The organism is Streptomyces boncukensis, assembly GCF_011045075.1.
In the GTDB taxonomy this organism is placed as follows: Bacteria; Actinomycetota; Actinomycetes; order Streptomycetales; family Streptomycetaceae; genus Streptomyces; species Streptomyces boncukensis.
Genome location: NZ_JAAKZZ010000001.1, coordinates 1 through 20,907 on the forward strand (window position 1 = coordinate 1; position 20,907 = coordinate 20,907).

Consider the following 20,907-nt stretch of genomic DNA (forward strand, 5'->3'; position numbering starts at 1 on the left):
GGTCAGGAGTCGGGCCGGACCGTACGGCGGGGGCCGGGCTGCCGGGTGTGGCCCTGGACGATGTCGCTGACTCGCTGCGGTTTGCAGTTGATGCGCTGGGCGATCTCGTCGCGGCTGTGCGTGTGGCGGAGTTCGGTGACGACGCGGCCCCGTTCGGCCTTCAGCCAGCGCTGGAGCGCGGGCACGTTCTCGAGCGCCCGGGTAAGCGCCTCGGCCTGGGCGAGGGTCGGTTCGCCGTCGGCGAGGCGGGCCAGGTAGGCGTACGGCTCGGGGAGCTGACTGTGATCCATAGACCCATGCTATTGGGTACCCAATAGGCTTGACGATCAAGGTCTCGTGAGTCGTGTTTTCGCAGGTCAATACCCCGATAATCCGTCGCGATCCAGGTACCAAAATGAGTTTTCCAAAGCCGACTTATGGAATGATGTATATAGATCAACAAACCGCCCCGAAAGGACACGAGATGGACGCCGCGACCGCCCTGAAGCGCCTCACCAACCGCGCCGAGGCCCACATCGAGGCCGACGAGAAAGCGCGCACCGCGCTGGCCGACGCTCTCGCGAAGGCGCCCGCCACCGACCTGACCACTCAGATCGACGGCGCGTTCAGGGAGTCCGCGAACGCGAAGCCCTGGCGCCAGCTCATGAAGCGCGTGGAGCGCCACGGCGTGCGCGAGGGGCTGGCCAAGCAGAAGGCCGAGGCGCTGGAAGTCCTGCTCTCCTACGGGATGAGCATGAGCACCAGCATGGTCGCCAACGGCGCGCGCTTCGCCGAGCAGGACGGGCTGCGCCGCTTCCTCGACGTAGTCGACACGTTCGAGATCGACGAGGACAGCGACCCGGCCGGCGCCCCGGTCGAGGTTCCGGAGACGACGGAGAACCAGCGCGCGGTCCTGCGGGCCATCAAGGAAACCGGCGTCGTACTCAAGGAGGCACACGTCCTCGACGGCGGTGTGCGCACCGCGAACCGCGAGGGCACCATCGCGCCGACCGTCGACCGCATCGAGTGGTCGGTCCGGCAGGGCTGGGCCGTGGTGGACACCTCCGCCGAGCTGCGCGACGGCCAGGCCGTGACGCTCACCAGCCTCGGCGAGGCGATCCTCGCGGGCTGACCGCCGCACCCCGGGCGGGGCCGACCGGCCCCGCCCTCCCCACCGCACCAGAGAGAGGTCACCCATGCCCAGACAGCAGCTCACCCCCGACGAGGTCGAACAACTTGGAGAAGCCACCGGCAAGATCGCCGCACTCGCGGCGAAGGCCCTCAACCGCACCTGGCCGCACCTGGCAGTGGAGGACTTGGTCGAGCAGTTCACGCGGGACGGCGCGCTGGAGATGATCGCCGCCACCTACCTGGGCGGGATCGAGCGCGGACGTACGCCGGGCGAGGCGGCGGGCGAAGCGGGCACCGCCCTGATCCGCGTGTGGGCGGACGCGCGGCTGGAGGCCCGCGCCCGGCTCGATGCCCAGCGAGCGGAGGACCCGGCCACCGAACCGGTCGTCGTGTGCACCTGCGGGACCTCAGTCCACGACAACGACGAGGCTCGTCGCGGCCACGCCGATGCCTGGCATTCCGAGAAGTCGCCGGCGGTGTGGGGGCCGCCGGTCATCCGAGGCCGGGCGACTACCTGACCACTGACCCGGGCGGGGCCGCCCGGTCCTGCCCGACCACCAACCGAAGGAGGTTCACGGCATGGCGACCGTGACCATCACCCACACCCCGAAGGACGGGACGCTGCTCGACGGCTCACGGAAGGGCGACGGCGTGTTCGACGTCGTCCGGCACCACGGGTTCCGCTCGTTCCGCTCCCTCGGGATGCTCGGCATCCCCCGGTCGCGCGACAAGGACGCGGACACCTGGCGGATCAACCGCGCGAAGGCGGCGCTGGAGGAGGCCGGGCACACCGTCACCGTCGAGATCGACAACGACGACGAGCGGTCGTTCTCGGAGGCCGAGGCAGAACGCGTCGAGCGGGCCGGTGACCGCGCCGAGCGGTTCGAGGACTACGCCGACAACGCGTCGCGGTCCTCCACCGCCCGGCTGGACGCCGCCCACAAGCGCTCGGAACGCTTCGAGTTCGGGCAGCCGATCCTCGTCGGTCACCACTCGGAGGGCCGCGCCCGCAGGGACGCGGCGTACATCGACAACAACATGCGTAAGGGCATCGCCGACGGCGAGCGCGCAGGGCACTGGCAGGACCGCGCGGAGACCGCGGCGAAGTACGAGGAGTTCCGGAACAACCCGCAGCGCACTCTGCGGCGGCTGGAGAAACTGCGGGCCGACCTGCGGTACCACGAGCGGCAGGGGAACGAGCGGCAGATGCGGCGCCTGCGGGAGGAGATCGCCCACTGGGAGGCCGTCGTCGCCAAGGCGAAGGACGACGGCGTGAAGCTGTGGGGGCCGGACGACTTCGCGCCCGGCGACTTCGCGGTTGTCCTCGGCTCATGGCATCAGGTGGCGCGGGTCAACCCCAAGACGCTGTCGATCGCGTGGAACCTGCGGCTCGCACCGAAGCAGGTGATGAGTCTGGAGGACGCGACGTTCGATGGCGGCCGGGTCGGCACGTTCACCGTCGACTACACGAAAGTGCGCGCCCGTTGCCCGGAGAAGGCGATGGCCGCATTCCGCGCCGAAGGCAAGGTTCCCGGCACCAGGGCAGCCGGCGAGGCGTCGGCGAAGTACCCGGCCGAGGACATCCGCCGGGAACAGGCGGAGGCGAAGAAGAACGCGCCGAAGACACCGAAGAAGCGCAGCGACCCGAAGATCCCCAAGCGCGTGCAGGTCGAGTGCGAGTTGAGCGCCAGCGAGGCCACGCTGACGTGGCTGAACGGCAACAGCCAGCCGCACCCCGCCCACACGCCGGAGACGATCACCGCCCCGGAGGGGGAGAAGTACCACCAGGCGACCTGGTCGCGGAACCTGATGAAGCAGGTGGGCGAGCTGCTGGCTGAGCGCGGATACGCACTCTCCGGAGAGTGGAAGCCGCGCCAGGGCTGGGCCACGGTCGCCGCTATCGTGCCCGCCCCGGCCAAGGACGGCGAGCCGAAGCAGGAGGAGCTGTCGTGATCGACCTCGACGAGCTGGTGCGGATCGGGCGGGAGACCCCGGCGTACCACACCGACGACGACTGCCTGGACTGTGACGCTGCGGCCGGCCAGCCGTGCGCGGTGAACTGCAAGCACCGCGGCGGCGAGGCGCGGCAGGCGGTGAAGGAGCGGATCGCCGACCTGGGCGACGTGGAGTTCCGCGACCTGCTGGACGCTGCACGGCACCGGCGGGGCTTCGACAAGAACGCGCCCGGGTTCTCGTGGGCGTGGCTGGCGATCGAGGACGAGGTCGAGGAGCGGGGCCTGATCCCCGTCGAGTAGGCGCCTGACCTGCGAAAATTCGTGGATTTTCGCGGATCACCAACTGTACGGGGTATTGGGTACCCAATAGAATTGATCTTGTTCACCCCCTCCCAACACCGGTTGGGAGGGGGTGCGACCCGCGCGCATCAAGAGAGAGGACAGCGACGTGATCACCTTCGACGAGCTGGTGAAGATCGGCCGCGACACCCAGAACGACGACCTCGGCGACGAGTGCCTGATCTGCCAGGCCGAGCCGGGCCAGCCGTGCGGCGTCGACTGCGACAAGCGCGGCGAGCTGGCCGCCCGCCGTGTGCGGGAGATGACCGTCAACCTGCCCGGCGAGCAGTTTGAGGAGCTGCTGGCCGCTGCACGCGAAGGCGAGGCCCGCGACGACGAGACGCCCGGCTTCTTCTGGGCCTGGCTCGCGGTCGACGAGGAGGCCACGGCGCGCGGTCTCGGCGCCGCCCGCCCCTCGCCCGCCGAGCACCTGCGGGACCTCTGGTCCTGACCACCCGCGATCTGCACACCACCCGACCGCTCCTCATACCCGAGAGGAACAGGCGATGACCGCCAAGACCGACACCCCGAAGAAGGCCACCGGCCACAAGGCACCCGCCAAGAAGACGGCGAACACGACCGCTCCGGCCCGGGCCAAGAAGACCGTCGAGCCGACGAAGGTCAGCAAGCGCCGCGACGTGGTTGCCGAGCAGGCCAAGGAGACGGCCGAGCAGGTGCGTACCGCCCTGAAGCGCATCCCGGTCGACCGGATCGACCGCGACCCGAAGCAGCCGCGTGAGCACTTCGACCAGGCCAAGCTGAACGAGCTGGCCGGCTCCCTGCGCCGGATCGGGCAGCAGCAGCCGATCAGCGTGCGCTACAACCCGGGCACCCGCCGGTACACGCTCATCATGGGCGAGCGCCGCTGGCGGGCGGCGAAGATCGCTGGCCTGACCGAGCTGGACGCGCTCGTGCAGCACGGCATCAAGGACGGCGACCGCACGATCCTGATGAAGGCCGTCGCCGAGAACGTGGGCCGCGCGGACATGACCGAGCTGGAAGAGGCCAAGGCGTTCCAGCGGCTCGTCGAGGAAGACGGCTACACGATCGAGGAGGTCGCCGAGGGCGTCGGCCGGTCGGCCGCGTACATCGGCTGGCGGATCGACCTGCTGAAGCTGTGCCCGACCGCCCTGGAGGCCATGAGCAAGGGCCACTTGCCGCCCGCGCTGGCCTGGTACGTGTCGAAGCTGTCGGCCGACAACCAGAGCCGGTTCCTCGTGAAGTACATGCGCGGGGAGTTCTCGACGACGCGGGATGCGGAGGCGTTCGTCAACGCGTGCCGGGCCGAGGAGGAACGGCGGGCGTCGCAGGGCAGCTTCTTCGTCCTCGCCGACGAGACGACCACGCCGGGGCGGTCCGGTGCGCAGGACGCGCTGCCGGGCGCGCACGACCTGCCCGAGGAGGAGCGCGAACGGATCGTCGCGGACCGCACGCGGCTGACGAAGCGCATCGACAAGCTCAGCACGGCCGGGGAGATCCTGTCGGAGCTGGTCGCCGCGGACCCCGACGAGCTGGCCGTGCTCCTCGCGGGCTCCGCTGGCGGCGGTCTCGGTGGATACCAACAGCGCATCGAGCACCTGCGCGACTTGACGACCAAGGCGATCAAGAACCTGCGGGACGCGAAGGCCATCGCCGCCGTCCGCGCGGGCGCCATCGAAATCAATCCCCAGGCCGCGGCCTGACGTTCCGCCCGGCCGGGGCGGCCCGATTCCGTCCCGGCCCAGCCCGATTCCTGCACCTGGAGGTGCCATGCAGTTCCCGCCCGAAGTGCTGCGCGTACTCACCGACCCGCGCACGATCATCCGAGACGACAAGGTCGGTGTGCCGTTCGAGATCGACCGGCCGGTGTACGAGCAGATGAACAAGGTGCTGAAGGAGATGGGCGGCGCCTGGGACGGCCGGAAGGCCGTGCGGGCGCACGTTTTCCCCTACAGGATCGAGGAGTTCATGCGGCAGTGCCTCACGGCCGGCGAGTACCCGTCGAAGTACGAGCAGGGGTGGTTCCCGACTCCGCCGAGCCTGGTCATGCAGATCTGCGACCTGGCAGGGATCTGCGCCGGGATGACCGTACTGGAGCCCTCGGCGGGGTCGGGCGCCATGACGCGCGAGATCGCCCGGCGCGGCGGGGTCGTGGACGCCGTCGAGCTGGACTCGCGCCGTGCGGAGGTTCTGCGCGAGCAAGGCGACTGCCGCCGCGTGATGCACGGCGACTTCCTCGACCTTGACCCGCTCGACTACACGGAGGAGGGATTCGACCGGGTGGTGATGAACCCGCCGTTCGCGGGCGGGCTCGACCACATCCAGCACGCGCTGGGGTTCATGAGCGACGACGGGATTCTCGTCTCGGTCATGTCCAACGGACTGATGTGGTGGAGCGACAAGGCGACGGTCGAGTTCCGCGAGATGGTCGAAGAGGTCGGCGGCGAGATCGAGGCCCTGCCCGAGGACGCGTTCGCGGTGTGCGGGACGAACGTCCGCACGTGCCTGCTGTTCCTGCCGGGGTACGCGGGCAGCCGGCTCCAGACGTACGACTGGCTCCTGCGGCAGCCGCGGCAGCTCGACCTGTTCGCCGCAGCCTGACACTTCCCAGATTTTCTGGGCTCGTTCCACTGGTTTATATATTGGGTACCCAATAGACTTGATCATGGAACACTGCTACACCCCCGGTCCGCCCGGGCCGGGGCAGCACAACGAGAAAGCGAGAGCAGCGTGACCCAACCGATCCAGTTGGCGACCTGCACGTACCAGGAATTCGCCCCCGACATGGGCACTCCCGTGCGCACCACGGTCGGTCACCCGCGATTCCCTCTCTCCTACCAGCTCGGCGGTGTCGCGCGCTCCGTGACGCCCACACGGCCTCTGTTGAGGATCGAGGCCGAGGACGCGTACGAGTGGGCGTACCGGCGGCTGCTGGCCGAGCGGGGTGTCGACGCGGTCCGCGAGGAATTGACCGCCATCGCCGGAGCGAACGATCTGGACTCGCCGGTCGTGCTGCTGTGTTTCGACAAGCTCAGCAAGCCCGGCAACTGGTGCCACCGCACGATGTTCGGCCGCTGGTGGACCGAGGAGACCGGCGAGCCGGTGCCCGAGTTGGGCGCCTCGCCGACGCCGAGGCCGACGCCGCCGCCGTCCCTGTTCTGACGACTGCATCCGACCGGGGCGGGCCTGGCACCAACAGTGCCAGGCCCGCCCCGACCCATGAGCGAAGGAGGAGACCGTGCAAAGCGCCATGGTCAGCAACAACGACAAGGACAAGTACCCGGCGGTCGTCGACCCGGACGAGTGCGATGACGAGGGGTACGTGAAGCCGTACTTCGACCTGCACACCGTGCGGGAGCTGGCCGCGAACACGCAGGCCGCCGCAGAGGAGTTCGGGCACGGCTCGATCGACACCGTGCACGTCGTCGACGGCGACGCGCAGGGCGACCCGCCCGCGCTAGTCGTCGTCGTGACCTGGATGGACATCGAGTCCAAGGGCGTCGCGGAGGCCACGACGATCGTCGAGCCCATCCGCCACCGCGAGGACGACAGCCAGGACAACGACCCCGAGGACGCCGGCGAATGGCTCTGGCCGGTCGGCGGCATCGCGTGGCGCTGGTACGCGTTCGGCCCCGACGGCATCCACCCGCAAATCCCGTACCAGCCCGAGCAGTAGAAGTCGGGCCACCTCCGGGCGGGCGCGGGCCGGGAATCCCCGCCCGCCCGGCAGCAGCGAAGAACCTCACCCAAGGAGAGCAGCAATGGCTGTGATCGACACCTACGTGTGCGTGGACGACGAGCACATTTACCCGGCCCTGGTGGACCCCGACAACCGGTGGAACGGCTGGGTCAGCCCCGGCTTCACCATCGACGCCGTGCGACAACTCGCCGCGCACACAGAGGAGATGGCCGAGGAATACGGCCACGACTGCACCGACCAGATCAAGGTCATCGAGGGCGGTCCCGTCCCCGTCGTGCTGCACATCCGGTGGCAGTACCTCGACGAGGAGCCCGCCAGCGCGGCAAACGTCGTCAAGCCGGACGACGACGGCCGGTACTGGATCGGCGGCTGGGAATGGACCTGGTACATCGTCGAGGAAGGGCCGCTGTTCTACAGCAAGAAGCGGGCGTTCAACGCCTGGCGCGGGATGCTCGACGCCACCGCCCGCCGCATCGGCGAGGTTGTACGCACCCAGATGCCCGACGCGCTCGCCGCGATCGTCGACCTCCACGGCCTCGGCCACATCCAGGCCGTCACCTCCGCCAGCGGCAACCACTGGCCAAGCAACGACAGCCGCGACGGCGACGACGGGTACGGCCCGTTCGACACCGAGACGCTGGGCGAGGCCGACGAGCTGATGCGCAAGGCCCTGGACTTCGGCCGCGACCCGGTCGAGCTGGAGATGGGCGGCTGGCGCCGCGCCCGCGACATCGGCCAGAACATGCACCGCCTCGTGTTCGCGCCGCAGGACGCCGAACCGGCCGGCGATGGCCCGCTGGAGGAAGCCCGCGAGCGGTTCACCGAAACCCGGCGGCAGCTCCTGACCGACTACGTGCCAAGCCTGGCCGCCGTGTGCCGCGAAGCAGTCCCGGACGCGACCGGCGTCATCGCCTCGCGCACCGACCCCCGGCGCCTGCTGTGGTTCGCCAGCGCGGACGAGGGCTTTTGTACGCGGACCGTCAGCATCCCCGCCGACAAGGCGCAGGCGGTCATCGACCGGCTGATGGACGTCTTCGCGTACGAGCCGACCGCCGAGGACCTGGCCGCGTGCGGCTGGACACCGGTCAGCGGCGAAGAGGACATCGACGCGCACCTGTTGATGTTCCCAGCCGCGTAACACCCCTGCATCCCGCCGGGGCGGCCCCCGTGCCGCCCCGGCCCTACCCATGCCCTGAAGGAGCACCCGAGTGGACACCGAAGCGAAGTCCTACCCCCTGCCCGACGGACGCGACATCGGCGAGGCCGTCGACTCGGCGCTGAAGGCCAGCCACGCGGCCGACCTGCGCCTCGGCCGCGTCATGGCCGTCGTCACCGCCGCGGCAGTCCGCGACGTCTTGACCGACTGCGACCACGACGCCCCGTTCGACGCCGAGTGGGTGGAGGTCACCGAGACCGGCGACGGCTCACTGTTCGCCACCGGCTGGTACTGGTCGGCGTCCGGCGAGCGCACCGCGTTCGAGGACGTCATCGGCGACCCCGCCAACAAGGTCTTCGACATCAACGAGTGGACGCCTCACCTCGACGAGACCAACCGCGAGGTGTGGCAGCCGATCAGCGAGCGCCTGCCGGACGACTCCGACGGCCGCGCCATGTGGCGCATCAACCTCGCGGCAGCAGCGGCTCTGCCGCTGGCCTGACCCCTTCCCGGGCGGGCGCGGGCCGGGAATCCCCGCCCGCCCGGATGACAGCAGCGATCAACCTCACCCCAGGAAGGCACGCAGCAATGGCGTACCGACACGACGGCACAGACCTCACCGTTCAGGACTGGTTCTGTGGCGCAGGCGGCTCCAGCCAGGCAGCCGAGAAGGTGCCCGGTCTCCGGGTGTCCTTCGCGGCGAACCACTGGAAGCAGGCGATCAAGTCCCACATGTTCAACTTCCCCGGCGTCGCGCACTACACCGGGGACATCCGGCGCGCCCCGGTGTGGTCCTGGCCGGTCGCTGACCTGCACTGGGGGTCGCCGGAGTGCACGAACTGGTCCATCGCGAAGGGCCAGAAGCGCAGCTTCGCGAAGGCCGTGCAGGGCGACCTGCTGGAGCTGTACGCGGACGAGGAGGCGGACAAGTTCCGCACGGCCGGCGACGGCGACCCGGACGGCCCGACAGAGGAGGAGAAGGAGAGCCGGGCGCTGATGGAGGAAGTGCCGCTCTACCTGCGCGGTGTGCAGGAGCGCGGTCGGTTGGTCAAGGCGGGCGTGGTCGAGAACGTGATCGACGTCCGAGCCTGGGCCGAATGGGACCGGTGGCTCGCGGAGTTCCACAAGCTCGGTTACCACACGAAGGTCATCGCGCTGAACAGCATGCACGCCGACCCGCGCAGCGTTCACCGAGCCCCGCAGAGCCGCGACCGGCTGTATGTGGCCTACTGGCACAAGAGCCTCGGAAGGACGCCGGACTGGGACAAGTGGCTCCGCCCGACCGCGTGGTGCCCGGACTGCGATGAAGTCGTGGCCGCGCAGCAGGTGTTCCGGCAGCCGGGCCGGGACATGGGCCGCTACCGGCAGGCGTACGACTACCGGTGCCCGAGGAAGACCTGCCGGGCCACCGTGGAGCCGGAGACGCTGCCCGCGTGGGCGGCGATCGACTGGAGCATCAAGGGCACACCGATCGGGAGCCGCCCCAAGAGCAAGGAAGCGCCCGAGGGCCTGGCCCCGGCGACGATGGCCCGCATCCGGGCCGGGGTCGCCCGGTTCTGGCCGCAGCCCGGCGGCACCGACGAATTCGACGGCCAGGGATCGCTGTTCGGCAACGACGCCGAGCCCATGCCGGTCGGCAGGGCCTCGCCGCTGCTCGTGCCGACGGGCGGCACCTGGCGCACCGGCGCGAGCAGCGTGGACTTCCCGATGCCCACGCGGACGACGACCGAGGGCGACGCCCTGGCGCTCCCACCGTTGCTGATCCCGTGTGAGGGCCGCGACGGCAAGAAGGCGATGCGGCTGGACGCCCCGCTGCGCACCCAGACCTCACGGGCCGAGACCGCCCTCCTGTACGCCCCGTTCGTGGTGCCCATGCGCGGCGGCGGCGACAAGGAGAAGGCGCGACACATCCGGCAACCGCTCCACGCCGTGACGGCCGGCGGCAACCACCACGGGTTGGTGACCCCACCGCTGCTGATGCCGTACTACGGCAACGGGCAGGTCCGCACCGCGCACGAGCCGGTCGGTGCCCTGCCGACGCGGGACCGGTACGCGCTCCTGGAGAACGGCGAGTACGACATCTCCAAGATCCTCTTCCGGATGTTGCAGCCGCATGAGATCGGCAGGGCCATGGCGTTCGCGGACGACTACCGCGTCCTCGGGTCCAAGCGTCAGCAGGTCAAGCAGTACGGGAATGCGGTGACGCCCCCGGCGGCCGAGGTGCTGCTGTGCGCGCTCGTCGAGTGCATCACGGGCCAGGACATCGACCGCTACGCCGACCCGGATCGCATGGCACTGGTCGCCTGACCAGCACATTCTCACCCAAAACAGGGTTACCAAAATGCCCTACGGGAAGAATGTGTATGTACCACCTTCCACAACAGCAAAGCGGCCGACGGGCGCTAAAAGCTGGGAATCCCGTCGGCCGCGCGCCCAGCAGCGATGGGCCTCACGACCCGACCAGGCGTGGCGCCCACCGTACCCGCAATCGAAGATCACGGAGATACGAGTGAGCAGCACAGAGCCCCGCTCCACGTGGAGCATCGACACCATCCGGGCCGCGGACCTCGTCGACAACGACGACGTCCTGATCAACGGCCGCTGGCGCGAAGTCCTCGACACCTGGCAAGACACCGACGACCCGGCCGCCCAGTTCGGCGACGACCACGAGACCACCAAGGCGATCGAGGCCAAGACCGCCTGGTGCTCCCCGTGCTGGATCGCCGTCCGCTACGTCGACGAGGACAACTCGACGCCCAACGAGATCGAGAGCCGCCTGCACTTCTTCCGCCTGCGGGATCTGGTGCAGGTCCAGCGCGAGCACAAGCCGGACCCCGCCGAGGACGACCCCCTCGCGGACGTCCTCGCCCTGATGAGCCCGCTCGACGTGCGCGGCGCACTCCGGGCCGGCGCCGAGCTGCACGCCACGGTCGGCGACCCGCACGACGAACTCAGCTCCTCGCAGCGCGCGAACCTCGACGCGCTCGCCGAGCACTTCACCCACCTCGATGACCAGTGACCGCCCGGAAGGACGACACCAGCATGAGTGACAACACCCGCGAGTTCATCCTCGTCGGTCAGGACCAGGGCGGTCACTACGACCTGTGGGACATCGCCCCGGCGCCGACTGACCCGACCGTCCGCGCGACGAAGCTCGAAGAGATCAGCGTCGACGTCATGGATGCCTTCGGCGACATGAGCACCGTGTGGGCCGCCGACGAGGACGCCGCGATCGAGAAGTTCCGCGCCGAGCAGGCCGAGATCAGCGGGCTGTCCGACTACCGCGTGGTCCGTCACGGACAGGAGGTGTGACCATGGGCTGCACTGTTCCCCGCCACTCCTCGTTCCTCGGCGCGTACTTCGCGGACGCGCACATGGCCGCCGACCGCGCCCGCGCCGACGTCCTCACCCGCGGCGCGCTGCTCCTCGCGCACACCATCCGCGAGGATGTGCCGGACGCAACTGCCATCACCGTCGAAACCAGCGAAGCGCATCTGCTGCGCGTCCAAACGGAGGCCGGTGTCGTCTGGGAGCACGACGCGCCTGCTCCGAACTCGCGGCTGCGCCTCACCACCGTCGACGACGTGCACCGCCTGCTCGCCGGGATGCTGGCCTTCGGCCGCGATGCGGAAGCGCTAGCGGAAGCCGGATGGGTGCCGCACCTGACCCGGGCCGGCGAGTACCACCTGCCGCTGCCGGACGCCGATCCGTGCGCCCCCTGTACCGGCCAGAGTGCCGACCGGTACGGGGTGGTGCTCACCACCTCGGCCGCCGGTGGCGTCCTGTACGGCGTCGACGCCGAAGTCCAGCCCGGGGTGCCCTCGTTCACGATCGAGGGCCTGGGCCGGTCCGCCAACGAGACCAGGGACAGGGTGCGCGCGGGGATCGTGAACGCGGGCCTTCCGTGGCCGCAGGCGCGGGTCACCGTCCGGCTCACCCCGGCCGGTGAGCCCGTCCGAGCCGGGACGAGCGCGCTGGACTTCCCCATCGCGGTCGCCCTCCTCGCGGCATCCGGCCGTCTGCCCGCCGAGTGCCTGGCCGGGGCCGCCATGTTCGGTGAACTCGGACTCGACGGGTCACTGCGCCCGGTTCACGGCATGGCCGCGAACGCGAAGGTGCTGGCACACCGGACGCTGATCGTGCCCACCGGCAACCTCGACGACGCCGAGCTGCCGTCCGACGGGACCGCCGTGCACGTCCTCGGGCTCAACGAGGCGATGGCCGACTTGGCGGGTCACGCCCACCACCCGGCGGACTGTCTGCACTGCGGACGCGGAGACCGGCCGCACGCCCCGTGCACATACCGCCTGCCGTGCCGCCCCTGCCGCGACGACGGCATGGAACCCGTCGGCGCCTGACCGCCGACGAGCCCGGGGTCGGTCGCGACGCACAGCGTCCCGGCCGGCCCCGGCCCATTCCCCTCAGACTTCGCTTCCCAGAGAGGACCCTGTGATGGGTTACGACCTGCCCGCCGTCCGCTTCAAGGCGTACGGCACTGACCGCTTCCTCCCCCACCTGCCGTTCGGCTCGTCCGGCTACCTGTTCACCGTGCCCGGCGACTTCCCGAGCGACCTGCCCGACTTCTTCCACATCACCAACTGGGAGATGGCTGTCTACCGCACCCGCGAGTCCGGCGCCCCGATGTGGGAAGTCCGCGACGTCAACGGCAACCGCCGCGTGTGGGGCGAGGACACCACCCGGCGGGGCGCTGTCGGCCTGGCCTTCGCTGAACTGGGCCGCAAGCGCCGGGAGAAGGCCGACGAGATCCGCGACCGCCGCGTCAACGCCCTCGGCCTGGAGCCCGTACCGCCGTTCCGCGTCGAGACCGCCGGAGGCGTCTGCCTCGTCCTCAGCCCGGCCGGCGTCGGCCGCCTTCGCCGAATCGAGCCCAACGGCGTCGGCACGGCGGCGACGTACCGGTACACCGACCTCGCGACCGGCAAGGAGCGCACGGTCACGGCCGACGGCCCGGTCAAGCTGCACGACGTCACGGCCGGTCTCCTCCACGACCGGTGCGCCTGCCCCGCGCCGGGCCTCGTCGGGCACCACGAGAACCGCGAGGACGCCGTCGCCCACCTCTCCGAGGAGTACGACGCGTGGTGGCCGTGCACCGGCCCCGCGGACTGACCGGCTCCCGCCCACGTGGGGCCGTGGCTGGTGGCCACGGCCCCACACGGCGATCCAAGCCGCCCATCGGCCGATGCTCACCCTCCTCCTCCACGCGGCACCATCGCGGCCGTCACAGGCCCCGTCACCGGCCTTCCCGACCGCGCACCGAACCGACCCGAAAGGCCCCAGGATGACCAGCACTGGACAGATCACGCTCGACCTGCCCGGCCTCGACGATGGCCCCGATCTCGCCTCGTACCGGTGGCTGCTGGCAAACATCAGCGGCGGGAAGGACTCGATGGCGATGCTCTACGAGTTGGTTCGCCAAGCCGACGACGCTGGCGTTCCGCGCGACCGCATCGTGTGCGTGCACGCCGACCTCGGCCGCGCCGAATGGGAAGGCACCCGCGAGCTGGCCGCCGAGCACGCCGCCGCGTACGGGCTGCGGTTCGAGGTCGTCGCCCGCGTCGGCCTCGACCTGGTCGACCGCATCGCCGAGCGCGGCATGTTCCCCGACGCCTCAAACCGCTGGTGTACATCGGACTTCAAGCGCGGCCCGGTTCGGCGCCTGATGACCGCCCTCGTCCGCGAAGCCGAAGAGGCCGGGCACCTCGGCCGCGTCCGCATCCTCAACGTCATGGGGCTGCGCGCGGATGAGTCCCCAGCCCGCAGGCGGCTTCGCGTCTTCTCCCACGACGGGGCACTGACCTGCCCCTGCCAGGACTGCCTGCTGCGCCGCACCGCCCTGGAGAGCGCCGAGCGGCACGGTGTGCCCTGCCCCAAACACAAGAAGCCCGGCCACGGCGCCTCGAACACCCTGCGGCACGTGGACACCTGGCACCCGGTGCACTCGTGGTCGACCGCCGACGTGTGGACCGTCGTCGCCCGCTCCGGGCTGCGCCCGCACCCCGCCTACGCCGACGGGATGCCGCGCCTGTCGTGCTCGTTCTGCGTCCTCGCGTCACGGCCAGCCCTCGTCCGCGCCGCCCAGCTCCGGCCCGACCTGGCCGCCGAGTACGCCGCCATCGAGGAGCGCATCGGGCACCGCTTCAAGAACGACGTGTCCATGAAAGAGATCATCGCGGAGGCCGCAGAGGCATCGCCCAAGGTCACAGCCATTCCGTGCTGGACGGGATGACCACGCGGAGTGTGTGTATCATCCCTCTCCGCAGTCGGCCGTCCTGAGCAGCGGCGCGGCCGACCGCAGGCGCCGGTGGTCGTAAGTAGCACGCTCGCCTTCCGGGCGAGAGGTCCAGGTGCAAGTCCTGGCCGGCGCTCTCCCCGACACCCGTTTCCAGGGGGCGCCATGTTCCACGGATCTATCCCGGCTCCCCTCCGCTCGATCATCTACGAGCACGCGGGGGCCTGGCCGGAGACCGACATCTACGTCGGCTGCTCGGGCAACTTCACCATCGAGCGCGTGCTGCACAGCAGATTCGGCAACGCGCGGCCGGTGCACGGCAACGACATCACCGCGTACTCGTGCGCGCTCGGCTGGTTCCTCGCCGGGGAGGAGCTGCCGTACAAGCTGCGCGAGGAGTACGAAGACGAGCTGGGGTGGGTCGCTCCGTACCTGGAGGACCGCACCGACCGGCTCGCGACGCTGATGCTCGGCACGCGCTTCCTCCAGTACGTCGGCAAGGAGGGTACGTATTACCGGCGGATGCTCGACGCGACCCGGGCGCAGTGGCCGCGGATGCACGAGAAGACCGCCACCAAGCTCCGGGCGCTGGAGACCAGCCTCGGCAGCTTCTACGCCGGCGACGTCCTGGACTACCTCCGCGACGAGGTGCCCCCGGAGGCGCCCGTCGTGATGTTCCCGCCCTTCTACGCGAAGGACTACCAGGCCCAGTTCGCGCCGATCGACGCCGCGTTCTCCTGGCCCGAGCCGCAGTTCGGCGAGCTGACCGAGGACGGCAAGGAAGAGATCATCCACCAGGTGCAGGACCGGCCGAACTGGGTGCTGGGCCTGCACATCGAGAGGCCCGAGCTGCGCCACCGCCTCGCCGGAGTCGTGCAGACCGCGAACCGCGGCCTGCCGATCTACGTGTACGCGGCCGGAGGGCACCGCCGCATCGTGCGGCCCCGGCAGCCGGTCGAGCCGATCCCCATGCCGAAGGTCGGCACGGACGAGGAGCTGGGCGACCGCATGACCCTGCACGTCCTCACGGGCGGTCAGTTCGCGGGCATCCGGTCCCAGTTCATGTCCAAGACGATCAAGCCCGGGTCGCCGCTCCTCGCGTGCGGTGTCGCCGTCGACGGCAAGCTGATCGGCGCCTTCGCGTACCTGCCGCCGAAATTTGACCCTTCGACGGCGTACCTCATGTCGGACTTCCCCGTGAGCTGGACGAAGTACCGGCGCCTGGCGAAGTTGATCGTGATGGCCGCGAGCACGTCCGAGGCGCAACTGCTGCTCCAGCGCAGCCTGTCGAAGCGGCTCACCGCCTGGTCGACGACGGCGTTCACCGACCGGCCCAACTCGGCGAAGTACGGGCGCGGCATCCCCGGCGTGAAGCTCCAGAAGCGCAGCGAGCCGGGCGACAAGGGCGACGGCATCCACCGCTACCAGCTCCAGTACGGCGGCCCCCTCGGCGGCTATGACCTCGCGGGCGCCCTGGACCTGTGGAAGCGCAAGCACGGCAACGACATCAAGAAGGACGGCGCCCGATGAATACCCCCAGCGAGGACGGCGCCTCAGCCACCCCCACCTACCGCGCCGAGATGGCCTTCTACGAGATCCGCGACGGCCGCCGCGTGAACGAAATGACCGTCGACGTACGCGGCTCCAGCAATGTCGTCACCCGTATGGCCGAGGCGGCTGCCGGCGCCTTCGAGGAGGAGACCACGCGATGAGCACCGACAACGCCCAGCCCGCCGGGAAGATCCGGCCGCGCCTCGTCCGCCGCTCACCGCGCGACCTGACCCCGCTCCCCGTGAACGCGAGGTACATGCGCAAGGAGGAGTGGGACAGGCTCGTCGAGAACGTGAAGGCCGACGGCTGCCTCACGAGCGTGCCGCTGATCTACGGCGCCGGCGAGTACCCCGAGGGCCACGAGCTGATCCTGTCCGGCAACCACCGCACCGCCGCCGCAGTGGAAGCGGAGCTGGACGAGATCGACTGCATGCTGATCGACGACCCGCAGGAGAAGGACGAGCTGCTGGCCCGCCAGCTCTCCCACAACGCGATCAACGGCCAGGACGACCCGGCGACCCTTCGCGAGCTGTACGACCAGATCGAGGACGTCGACTGGCGCGCCTACTCGGGCCTCGACGACGACCAGCTCAACCTGCTCGCCGAGGTCTCGCCCGAGGGCTTGTCGGAGGCCAACTTGGACTTCGCCACCGTGAGCCTGATCTTCCTGCCGAACGAGCTGGAGGCCGCGCGCACCGCGTTCGCCGACGCCCGCATGGGCCAGAACGAGAGCTGGCTCGCCGCACGCGCCGACTACGACCAGACGCTGGACACGCTCGCGTCCACGCACGCCGCGCACAAGGTCGGCAACGTCGCCACCGCGCTGCACGCCATCCTCGGCATCGTCGAGAACCACCTGACCGACCTCCAGGCCGGCTACCAGTCCCCAGACGGCGAGCCCCTGCACACCGGGCACGTCGGGCTGGAGACCGTTCTCGGCGCCCGAACGCTGCCCGCCCCCGCGGCCGTCACCCTCAACAAGGCCATCGCGGCGGCGGAGGGCAGGGGCGAGATTGAGACCGGGCAGGGCTGGCGGCTCCTTGAACGCCTCGCCGGTGAGTACCTGTCCGGCCCGGACCGTACCGCGGACGAACCCGCGTCCTCGGCATGAGCGCCCCCACGCCGATCACGCTCGACTCCACGATCCCGGCATGGGAGCAGCAGCCCGGCGAGACCGCCAAGCGCTACGGACAGTTCGTGACGTACCGGGATCTAGGCCGCGCCCGGACGCTACCGAAGGCTGCCGAACTGCTACAGCGGCACCCCGTGACCGTGCGGAAGACGAGCGCCGAGTTCCGGTGGCTGGAGCGCGCCGAGGCGTACGACCGGCACCTGGACAAGATGTACGAGGCGATGTGGCTGGAGGAACGCCGCAAGGCCGCCGAAGCCGACGCGAAGATCCTCGGCGCCGCCATCGGCAAGGTCGCGCAACGGCTGCCGTCGCTGAACGCGCAGGAGATGAGCGCGAGCGACGTGATCCGGCTGATGGACGTCGCGATGCGGCACCGGCGCGTGCTGTTCGGCGACCCCACGGACACGGTCGTCGTCACCGACCAGCCGTCGAGCCCGCTCGCCGGGCGCCTGGCCGAGTTCGCCGATCTGCCCGCCGACCAGCGGCACGCACGTCTCGCCGAGATGGCCGCCGCCGTCACCCGCCGCGTGCAGGCCGTCGAGGGCGACGACGATGACGACGAGGAGGCGTACCCGGCCGGCGAACAAGGAGGTGCGGGGTGAGCGTCGCCTACGCCGAGGAGCTGCCATATCTCGACGACGTGACGGTGTACCAGCAGCTCGCGGCGGCCGAGGAGTCCGTCAGCCGGGAGCTGCTGCGCGACCCGGTCACGCTCGCCCGTGGACTGGACCCGACGTACCGGATGCGCCCGCACCTGCGGGTCATCGGGAGCGCTCTGGCGGAGGTGGAGCGCGGCGAGTACGACCGGCTGCTGATCCTCACCCCACCCCAGGTCGGCAAGAGCACCACGGTCGCGGAGTGGTTCCCGTTCTGGTGGCTGGCCCGGCACGAGCGTGACAGGGTCGCGGTCACCTCCTACTCCGACGACCTGGCGCTGAAGCGCGGCAAGGCGATCCGGTCGTACGTGGAGGAGTACGGCACCGAGTACGAGCTGCTGATGAAGGCCGGGTCCGGCGCCATGCAGGACTGGGAGGTCACCAAGGGTGGCGGTGTGCGCTCCGTGTCGGTCGGCAAGGGCCTGACCGGCCACTCGGTGAACCTGTTGATCGTCGACGACCCGCACAAGGACAGGGCCGACGCCGAGTCCGAGGCGAGCCGTCGCGCACTGCACGACTGGTACAGCTCGACCGCGTTGAAGCGGCTCCAGCCGGACCGCAACGCGGTGGTGGCGATCCAGACCCGCTGGCACCCGGACGACTTCGCCGGGCGTCGCCTGGCCGAGGAAGGCCGCTTGGAGGACGGCGGCCGGTGGAGGGTCATCCACCTGCCTGCACTCGCGGACCCGAGGTTCGGGCCGGACCCGCTCGGCCGCGCACCGGGCGACCCGCTGCCCCACCCGAAGATCCCCACCCGCGACAGGCGGGCGCTCCTGGCGTGGTGGGCCGACATGAAGCGGACATCCATCGTGCGGGACTGGCACGCGCTCGCCCAGGGCGACCCGCAGCCTGCCGAGGGCGCGCTGGTCTCCGAGGAGCTGCTGCGGCTGCTGCGGGACACGAGCACCGCCGTGGAGCCCCAGAAGATCGCCGTGGCGATCGACCCGTCCGGCGGCGGCCGGGACGTCGCCGGCGTCGTCGGCGGCTTCCTCGGCGAGGACGGACGGGTGTGGATCACCGACGACGTATCCGCGGCGATGTCCTCGGCGGACTGGTCGATGGCCGCCTGCCGCCTCGCGCACCGCACCGAGGCCGCGATCATCTTCGTGGAGTGGAACTACGGCCGCGATATGTGCGAACTCGCGATCCGTACGAGCTGGGAGACGTTGCAGCGCGAAGGTGAGATCCCCGACGACGTCCTCATGCCGCAGATCGCCCCGGTCCGCGCGAAGCAAGGCAAGCTCTTGCGCGCCGAGCCCGTCGCTCAGCAGATGGTGCAGGACCGCGTCAGGCTGCGCGGTGTGTTCACCGACCTCGAACGGGAGTGGGCGACCTGGATGCCCACCGACCCTGACAGCCCTGGCCGCATCGATGCCTCGACCATCCTCGTGTACGGACTGATCCCCGACGCGAACAAGGGGGCCATCGTGCACGCGCCGCTGCCGCAGGCCCCACAGCCCGGCCGTTCCCCGCAGCCCCCGCAGGCCGCGTCGGCGTACGAACGCCGGATTGGCCGCTGACCGGTGGGACACTGACCCTCATGACCGACGACGAACTGACCTCGCTCGTACGGAGCCTCCCGTCACCGGACGCCGACTTGCTCGCCGCGCGCCGTGCCGCCGAGGAGCAGCCGGCACCCGAGCCAGACGTCGTACCGATGCCCGAGTTCGTGCCCGGCGGCATCGTCCGGTTCCACTGCGCCCACGGTTGCGGTTGGCACCACGACGAGAACCCTGGCCTGGACGACGCCGCCGAACCGTACGCAGTCCGGCTGCCCGCCGATCCGACGTCCGCCGACATCTCCGCGGCCCTCACCGAGGTTGCCGACTCCCGCGCGCAGGCAGTCCGCACCCGCGTAGAGGACACGATCGTCGAGCACTACCGCGAGAAGCACGGCACCGCAGCCTGACCATTCCACGATCAGGTTGGTCGCTCGGCGGATAGCGCCCGCGCCCTGTGGGTAACGTGTCGCTTCCACCTGTACAGCTCGGAGGGGGATTCATGCTCGGATGGAAGCGCAAGCCGCCGAAGAACGAGCGGCAGTTGGCGTGGCGCGTCCAGTTCTCGATCGCGACCCGGACACCATTCCTCGCCCCTGCCAACAATGCAGACCCTGATTCCCACGTCGGGGCGGTGATGTACGACAGCGGGCCGCTGGCCGACGCCCTGCAAGAGCTGGCACATGGTGTCGACCCCAACCGGCCCTTCGTCGTTACGTTGGTCGAGGCCGAGCGGGAAGTCATCAAACTCGCGGACATGCGCCCGTCGTGGATCGACTACTGCAACGAGCGTTCCGGGCTCGACCCGTCCGCCATCGACCCCAACAGCGAGATGTCCCGGCAGTACGTGAACGGCCCCGCCGTACGAGCCTGGCCCCGGTTCAACGAGGCACAAGCCGTTGTCGGCCCCGCCACGGAGGCCCTGCGCAAGCTACAAACGGAGCTGGCCAGCTTCTGCGGCAGCGACATCACCGGGAGCAGGGCCGCCTGATGCGAGGATCGCCCACGGGGTGGACACGAACGGCGACCGAGGTGGTGCATCGCGGCCCCTTCATCACCCTGAACCGCGACTCGGTGATCCGGCCGGACGGCAGCAGCGGCACCTACGACCACATCACGGTCAACAACGGGGTCCGCGTTGTTGCTCTCGACGACCACGGTCGGGTTGTCCTGGTCGAGGATGACTTCTACCTCCAGCGGCGCCGTGTCCTCCACCTGCCAGGAGGCGGCACCGGCGGCCAGGAACCGCAAGAGGCCGCATTGCGCGAGCTGGAGGAGGAGACGGGCCTCGTCGCAGGCAGCGTACGTCCGCTCGGCGTGATCGACCCGCTGCCCGCCGCGACGGTCGCGACAACGCACCTCTTCCTCGCCACTGACCTGCGCCCCGGCACGGTCCACCGAGACGACACCGAGATCGGCATGACCGTGCACTGGTGGAAGCTGAGTGAGGCCGTGGACGCCGTTCGTGCCGGTCACATCACCGAGGCAGGCAGCGTTGCCGCGCTGCTCCTGGCCGCGACTGCGTCAGGTGGCTGATCACCTCCCGGCTGACCCGCTGCTTGACCCTGGCCACAGCACCC

Annotated in this window: 26 protein-coding genes; 25 read left to right on the forward strand and 1 reads right to left on the reverse strand. The window is 70.1% G+C overall.

All coding sequences use genetic code 11. From position 1 onward, the window contains the following. Positions 1-2 precede the first annotated feature (2 nt). Positions 3-290, reverse strand: a complete 288-nt coding sequence (locus G5C65_RS00005; protein WP_165296445.1) for a sigma-70 family RNA polymerase sigma factor — start codon at positions 288-290, stop codon at positions 3-5. A gap of 173 nt (positions 291-463) precedes the next feature. Between G5C65_RS00005 and G5C65_RS00010 the strand changes: the two genes are divergently transcribed. From G5C65_RS00010 to G5C65_RS00130, 25 genes are all read left to right on the forward strand, one after another. Further along, positions 464-1,111, forward strand: coding sequence for a hypothetical protein (locus tag G5C65_RS00010; RefSeq protein ID WP_165296446.1), 648 nt, complete (start codon positions 464-466; stop codon positions 1,109-1,111). A 64-nt stretch (positions 1,112-1,175) separates the two neighbouring features. Then, a complete protein-coding gene (locus tag G5C65_RS00015) occupies positions 1,176-1,628 on the forward strand; it encodes a hypothetical protein (protein WP_165296447.1) in 453 nt (150 codons plus the stop codon). 61 nt (positions 1,629-1,689) lie between these two features. Next, positions 1,690-3,063, forward strand: a complete 1,374-nt coding sequence (locus G5C65_RS00020) for a DUF3560 domain-containing protein (protein ID WP_165296448.1) — start codon at positions 1,690-1,692, stop codon at positions 3,061-3,063. Beyond that, positions 3,060-3,365, forward strand: coding sequence for a hypothetical protein (locus G5C65_RS00025; protein ID WP_165296449.1), 306 nt, complete (start codon positions 3,060-3,062; stop codon positions 3,363-3,365). Before G5C65_RS00020 ends, G5C65_RS00025 begins: the two co-directional genes overlap by 4 nt. A gap of 148 nt (positions 3,366-3,513) precedes the next feature. Continuing rightward, the gene (locus G5C65_RS00030) at positions 3,514-3,855 is read left to right on the forward strand and encodes a hypothetical protein (protein ID WP_165296450.1); all 342 of its coding nucleotides are present in this window, start codon (positions 3,514-3,516) and stop codon (positions 3,853-3,855) included. Positions 3,856-3,910: 55 nt separating this feature from the next. After that, positions 3,911-5,086 (forward strand): ParB/RepB/Spo0J family partition protein, encoded by a 1,176-nt coding sequence (locus G5C65_RS00035; RefSeq protein ID WP_165296451.1) that lies wholly within the window; start codon positions 3,911-3,913, stop codon positions 5,084-5,086. Between the two features lie 67 nt (positions 5,087-5,153). Next, entirely contained in the window at positions 5,154-5,984 is an 831-nt protein-coding gene (locus tag G5C65_RS00040; RefSeq protein ID WP_165296452.1) for an rRNA adenine N-6-methyltransferase family protein, read from the forward strand. A 129-nt stretch (positions 5,985-6,113) separates the two neighbouring features. After that, complete coding sequence (locus tag G5C65_RS00045; RefSeq protein WP_165296453.1) at positions 6,114-6,545, forward strand: hypothetical protein; 432 nt, start codon at positions 6,114-6,116, stop codon at positions 6,543-6,545. Between the two features lie 76 nt (positions 6,546-6,621). Beyond that, on the forward strand, positions 6,622-7,059 hold the full coding sequence (locus tag G5C65_RS00050) for a hypothetical protein (RefSeq protein WP_165296454.1): 438 nt from the start codon (positions 6,622-6,624) through the stop codon (positions 7,057-7,059). A gap of 85 nt (positions 7,060-7,144) precedes the next feature. Next, positions 7,145-8,221 carry a hypothetical protein gene (locus G5C65_RS00055; RefSeq protein ID WP_165296455.1) on the forward strand — a complete coding sequence of 359 codons (1,077 nt, stop codon included), beginning with the start codon at positions 7,145-7,147 and terminating at the stop codon, positions 8,219-8,221. Between the two features lie 70 nt (positions 8,222-8,291). Continuing rightward, on the forward strand, positions 8,292-8,741 hold the full coding sequence (locus tag G5C65_RS00060; protein ID WP_165296456.1) for a hypothetical protein: 450 nt from the start codon (positions 8,292-8,294) through the stop codon (positions 8,739-8,741). An 86-nt stretch (positions 8,742-8,827) separates the two neighbouring features. Continuing rightward, positions 8,828-10,546, forward strand: a complete 1,719-nt coding sequence (locus tag G5C65_RS00065) for a DNA cytosine methyltransferase (RefSeq protein ID WP_165296457.1) — start codon at positions 8,828-8,830, stop codon at positions 10,544-10,546. Between the two features lie 202 nt (positions 10,547-10,748). Beyond that, positions 10,749-11,258 carry a hypothetical protein gene (locus tag G5C65_RS00070; RefSeq protein WP_165296458.1) on the forward strand — a complete coding sequence of 170 codons (510 nt, stop codon included), beginning with the start codon at positions 10,749-10,751 and terminating at the stop codon, positions 11,256-11,258. A gap of 23 nt (positions 11,259-11,281) precedes the next feature. Next, on the forward strand, positions 11,282-11,551 hold the full coding sequence (locus G5C65_RS00075; RefSeq protein ID WP_165296459.1) for a hypothetical protein: 270 nt from the start codon (positions 11,282-11,284) through the stop codon (positions 11,549-11,551). A 2-nt stretch (positions 11,552-11,553) separates the two neighbouring features. Continuing rightward, complete coding sequence (locus G5C65_RS00080) at positions 11,554-12,597, forward strand: magnesium chelatase domain-containing protein (RefSeq protein ID WP_165296460.1); 1,044 nt, start codon at positions 11,554-11,556, stop codon at positions 12,595-12,597. 94 nt (positions 12,598-12,691) lie between these two features. Next, positions 12,692-13,366 carry a hypothetical protein gene (locus G5C65_RS00085; RefSeq protein ID WP_165296461.1) on the forward strand — a complete coding sequence of 225 codons (675 nt, stop codon included), beginning with the start codon at positions 12,692-12,694 and terminating at the stop codon, positions 13,364-13,366. 172 nt (positions 13,367-13,538) lie between these two features. Further along, positions 13,539-14,486, forward strand: a complete 948-nt coding sequence (locus tag G5C65_RS00090; protein ID WP_165296462.1) for a phosphoadenosine phosphosulfate reductase family protein — start codon at positions 13,539-13,541, stop codon at positions 14,484-14,486. A 168-nt stretch (positions 14,487-14,654) separates the two neighbouring features. Further along, on the forward strand, positions 14,655-16,019 hold the full coding sequence (locus G5C65_RS00095) for a putative antirestriction adenine methyltransferase (protein WP_165296463.1): 1,365 nt from the start codon (positions 14,655-14,657) through the stop codon (positions 16,017-16,019). Next, positions 16,016-16,201 carry a hypothetical protein gene (locus tag G5C65_RS00100; RefSeq protein WP_165296464.1) on the forward strand — a complete coding sequence of 62 codons (186 nt, stop codon included), beginning with the start codon at positions 16,016-16,018 and terminating at the stop codon, positions 16,199-16,201. The genes G5C65_RS00095 and G5C65_RS00100 overlap by 4 nt, the downstream gene beginning before the upstream one ends. Further along, a complete protein-coding gene (locus G5C65_RS00105) occupies positions 16,198-17,151 on the forward strand; it encodes a ParB N-terminal domain-containing protein (RefSeq protein WP_165296465.1) in 954 nt (317 codons plus the stop codon). The genes G5C65_RS00100 and G5C65_RS00105 overlap by 4 nt, the downstream gene beginning before the upstream one ends. Further along, entirely contained in the window at positions 17,148-17,774 is a 627-nt protein-coding gene (locus tag G5C65_RS00110; RefSeq protein ID WP_165296466.1) for a hypothetical protein, read from the forward strand. The genes G5C65_RS00105 and G5C65_RS00110 overlap by 4 nt, the downstream gene beginning before the upstream one ends. Next, a complete protein-coding gene (locus tag G5C65_RS00115) occupies positions 17,771-19,348 on the forward strand; it encodes a terminase large subunit domain-containing protein (RefSeq protein WP_165296467.1) in 1,578 nt (525 codons plus the stop codon). The genes G5C65_RS00110 and G5C65_RS00115 overlap by 4 nt, the downstream gene beginning before the upstream one ends. A 20-nt stretch (positions 19,349-19,368) precedes the next feature. Beyond that, positions 19,369-19,737, forward strand: coding sequence for a hypothetical protein (locus G5C65_RS00120; RefSeq protein WP_165296468.1), 369 nt, complete (start codon positions 19,369-19,371; stop codon positions 19,735-19,737). Between the two features lie 92 nt (positions 19,738-19,829). Next, positions 19,830-20,318, forward strand: a complete 489-nt coding sequence (locus G5C65_RS00125; RefSeq protein ID WP_165296469.1) for a hypothetical protein — start codon at positions 19,830-19,832, stop codon at positions 20,316-20,318. A 41-nt stretch (positions 20,319-20,359) separates the two neighbouring features. Then, positions 20,360-20,863, forward strand: coding sequence for an NUDIX domain-containing protein (locus G5C65_RS00130; protein ID WP_165296470.1), 504 nt, complete (start codon positions 20,360-20,362; stop codon positions 20,861-20,863). Positions 20,864-20,907: the final 44 nt, after the last annotated feature.

Coding starts and splice junctions, on each gene's coding strand:
- G5C65_RS00120 (WP_165296468.1), top strand. CDS start 19,369: ATGACCGACGACGAACTGACCTCGCTCGTACGGAGCCTCCCGTCACCG.
- G5C65_RS00065 (WP_165296457.1), top strand. CDS start 8,828: ATGGCGTACCGACACGACGGCACAGACCTCACCGTTCAGGACTGGTTC.
- G5C65_RS00105 (WP_165296465.1), top strand. CDS start 16,198: ATGAGCACCGACAACGCCCAGCCCGCCGGGAAGATCCGGCCGCGCCTC.
- G5C65_RS00005 (WP_165296445.1), bottom strand. CDS start 290: ATGGATCACAGTCAGCTCCCCGAGCCGTACGCCTACCTGGCCCGCCTC.
- G5C65_RS00090 (WP_165296462.1), top strand. CDS start 13,539: ATGACCAGCACTGGACAGATCACGCTCGACCTGCCCGGCCTCGACGAT.
- G5C65_RS00085 (WP_165296461.1), top strand. CDS start 12,692: ATGGGTTACGACCTGCCCGCCGTCCGCTTCAAGGCGTACGGCACTGAC.
- G5C65_RS00035 (WP_165296451.1), top strand. CDS start 3,911: ATGACCGCCAAGACCGACACCCCGAAGAAGGCCACCGGCCACAAGGCA.
- G5C65_RS00075 (WP_165296459.1), top strand. CDS start 11,282: ATGAGTGACAACACCCGCGAGTTCATCCTCGTCGGTCAGGACCAGGGC.
- G5C65_RS00095 (WP_165296463.1), top strand. CDS start 14,655: ATGTTCCACGGATCTATCCCGGCTCCCCTCCGCTCGATCATCTACGAG.
- G5C65_RS00020 (WP_165296448.1), top strand. CDS start 1,690: ATGGCGACCGTGACCATCACCCACACCCCGAAGGACGGGACGCTGCTC.
- G5C65_RS00010 (WP_165296446.1), top strand. CDS start 464: ATGGACGCCGCGACCGCCCTGAAGCGCCTCACCAACCGCGCCGAGGCC.
- G5C65_RS00015 (WP_165296447.1), top strand. CDS start 1,176: ATGCCCAGACAGCAGCTCACCCCCGACGAGGTCGAACAACTTGGAGAA.
- G5C65_RS00080 (WP_165296460.1), top strand. CDS start 11,554: ATGGGCTGCACTGTTCCCCGCCACTCCTCGTTCCTCGGCGCGTACTTC.
- G5C65_RS00125 (WP_165296469.1), top strand. CDS start 19,830: ATGCTCGGATGGAAGCGCAAGCCGCCGAAGAACGAGCGGCAGTTGGCG.
- G5C65_RS00055 (WP_165296455.1), top strand. CDS start 7,145: ATGGCTGTGATCGACACCTACGTGTGCGTGGACGACGAGCACATTTAC.
- G5C65_RS00110 (WP_165296466.1), top strand. CDS start 17,148: ATGAGCGCCCCCACGCCGATCACGCTCGACTCCACGATCCCGGCATGG.
- G5C65_RS00040 (WP_165296452.1), top strand. CDS start 5,154: ATGCAGTTCCCGCCCGAAGTGCTGCGCGTACTCACCGACCCGCGCACG.
- G5C65_RS00100 (WP_165296464.1), top strand. CDS start 16,016: ATGAATACCCCCAGCGAGGACGGCGCCTCAGCCACCCCCACCTACCGC.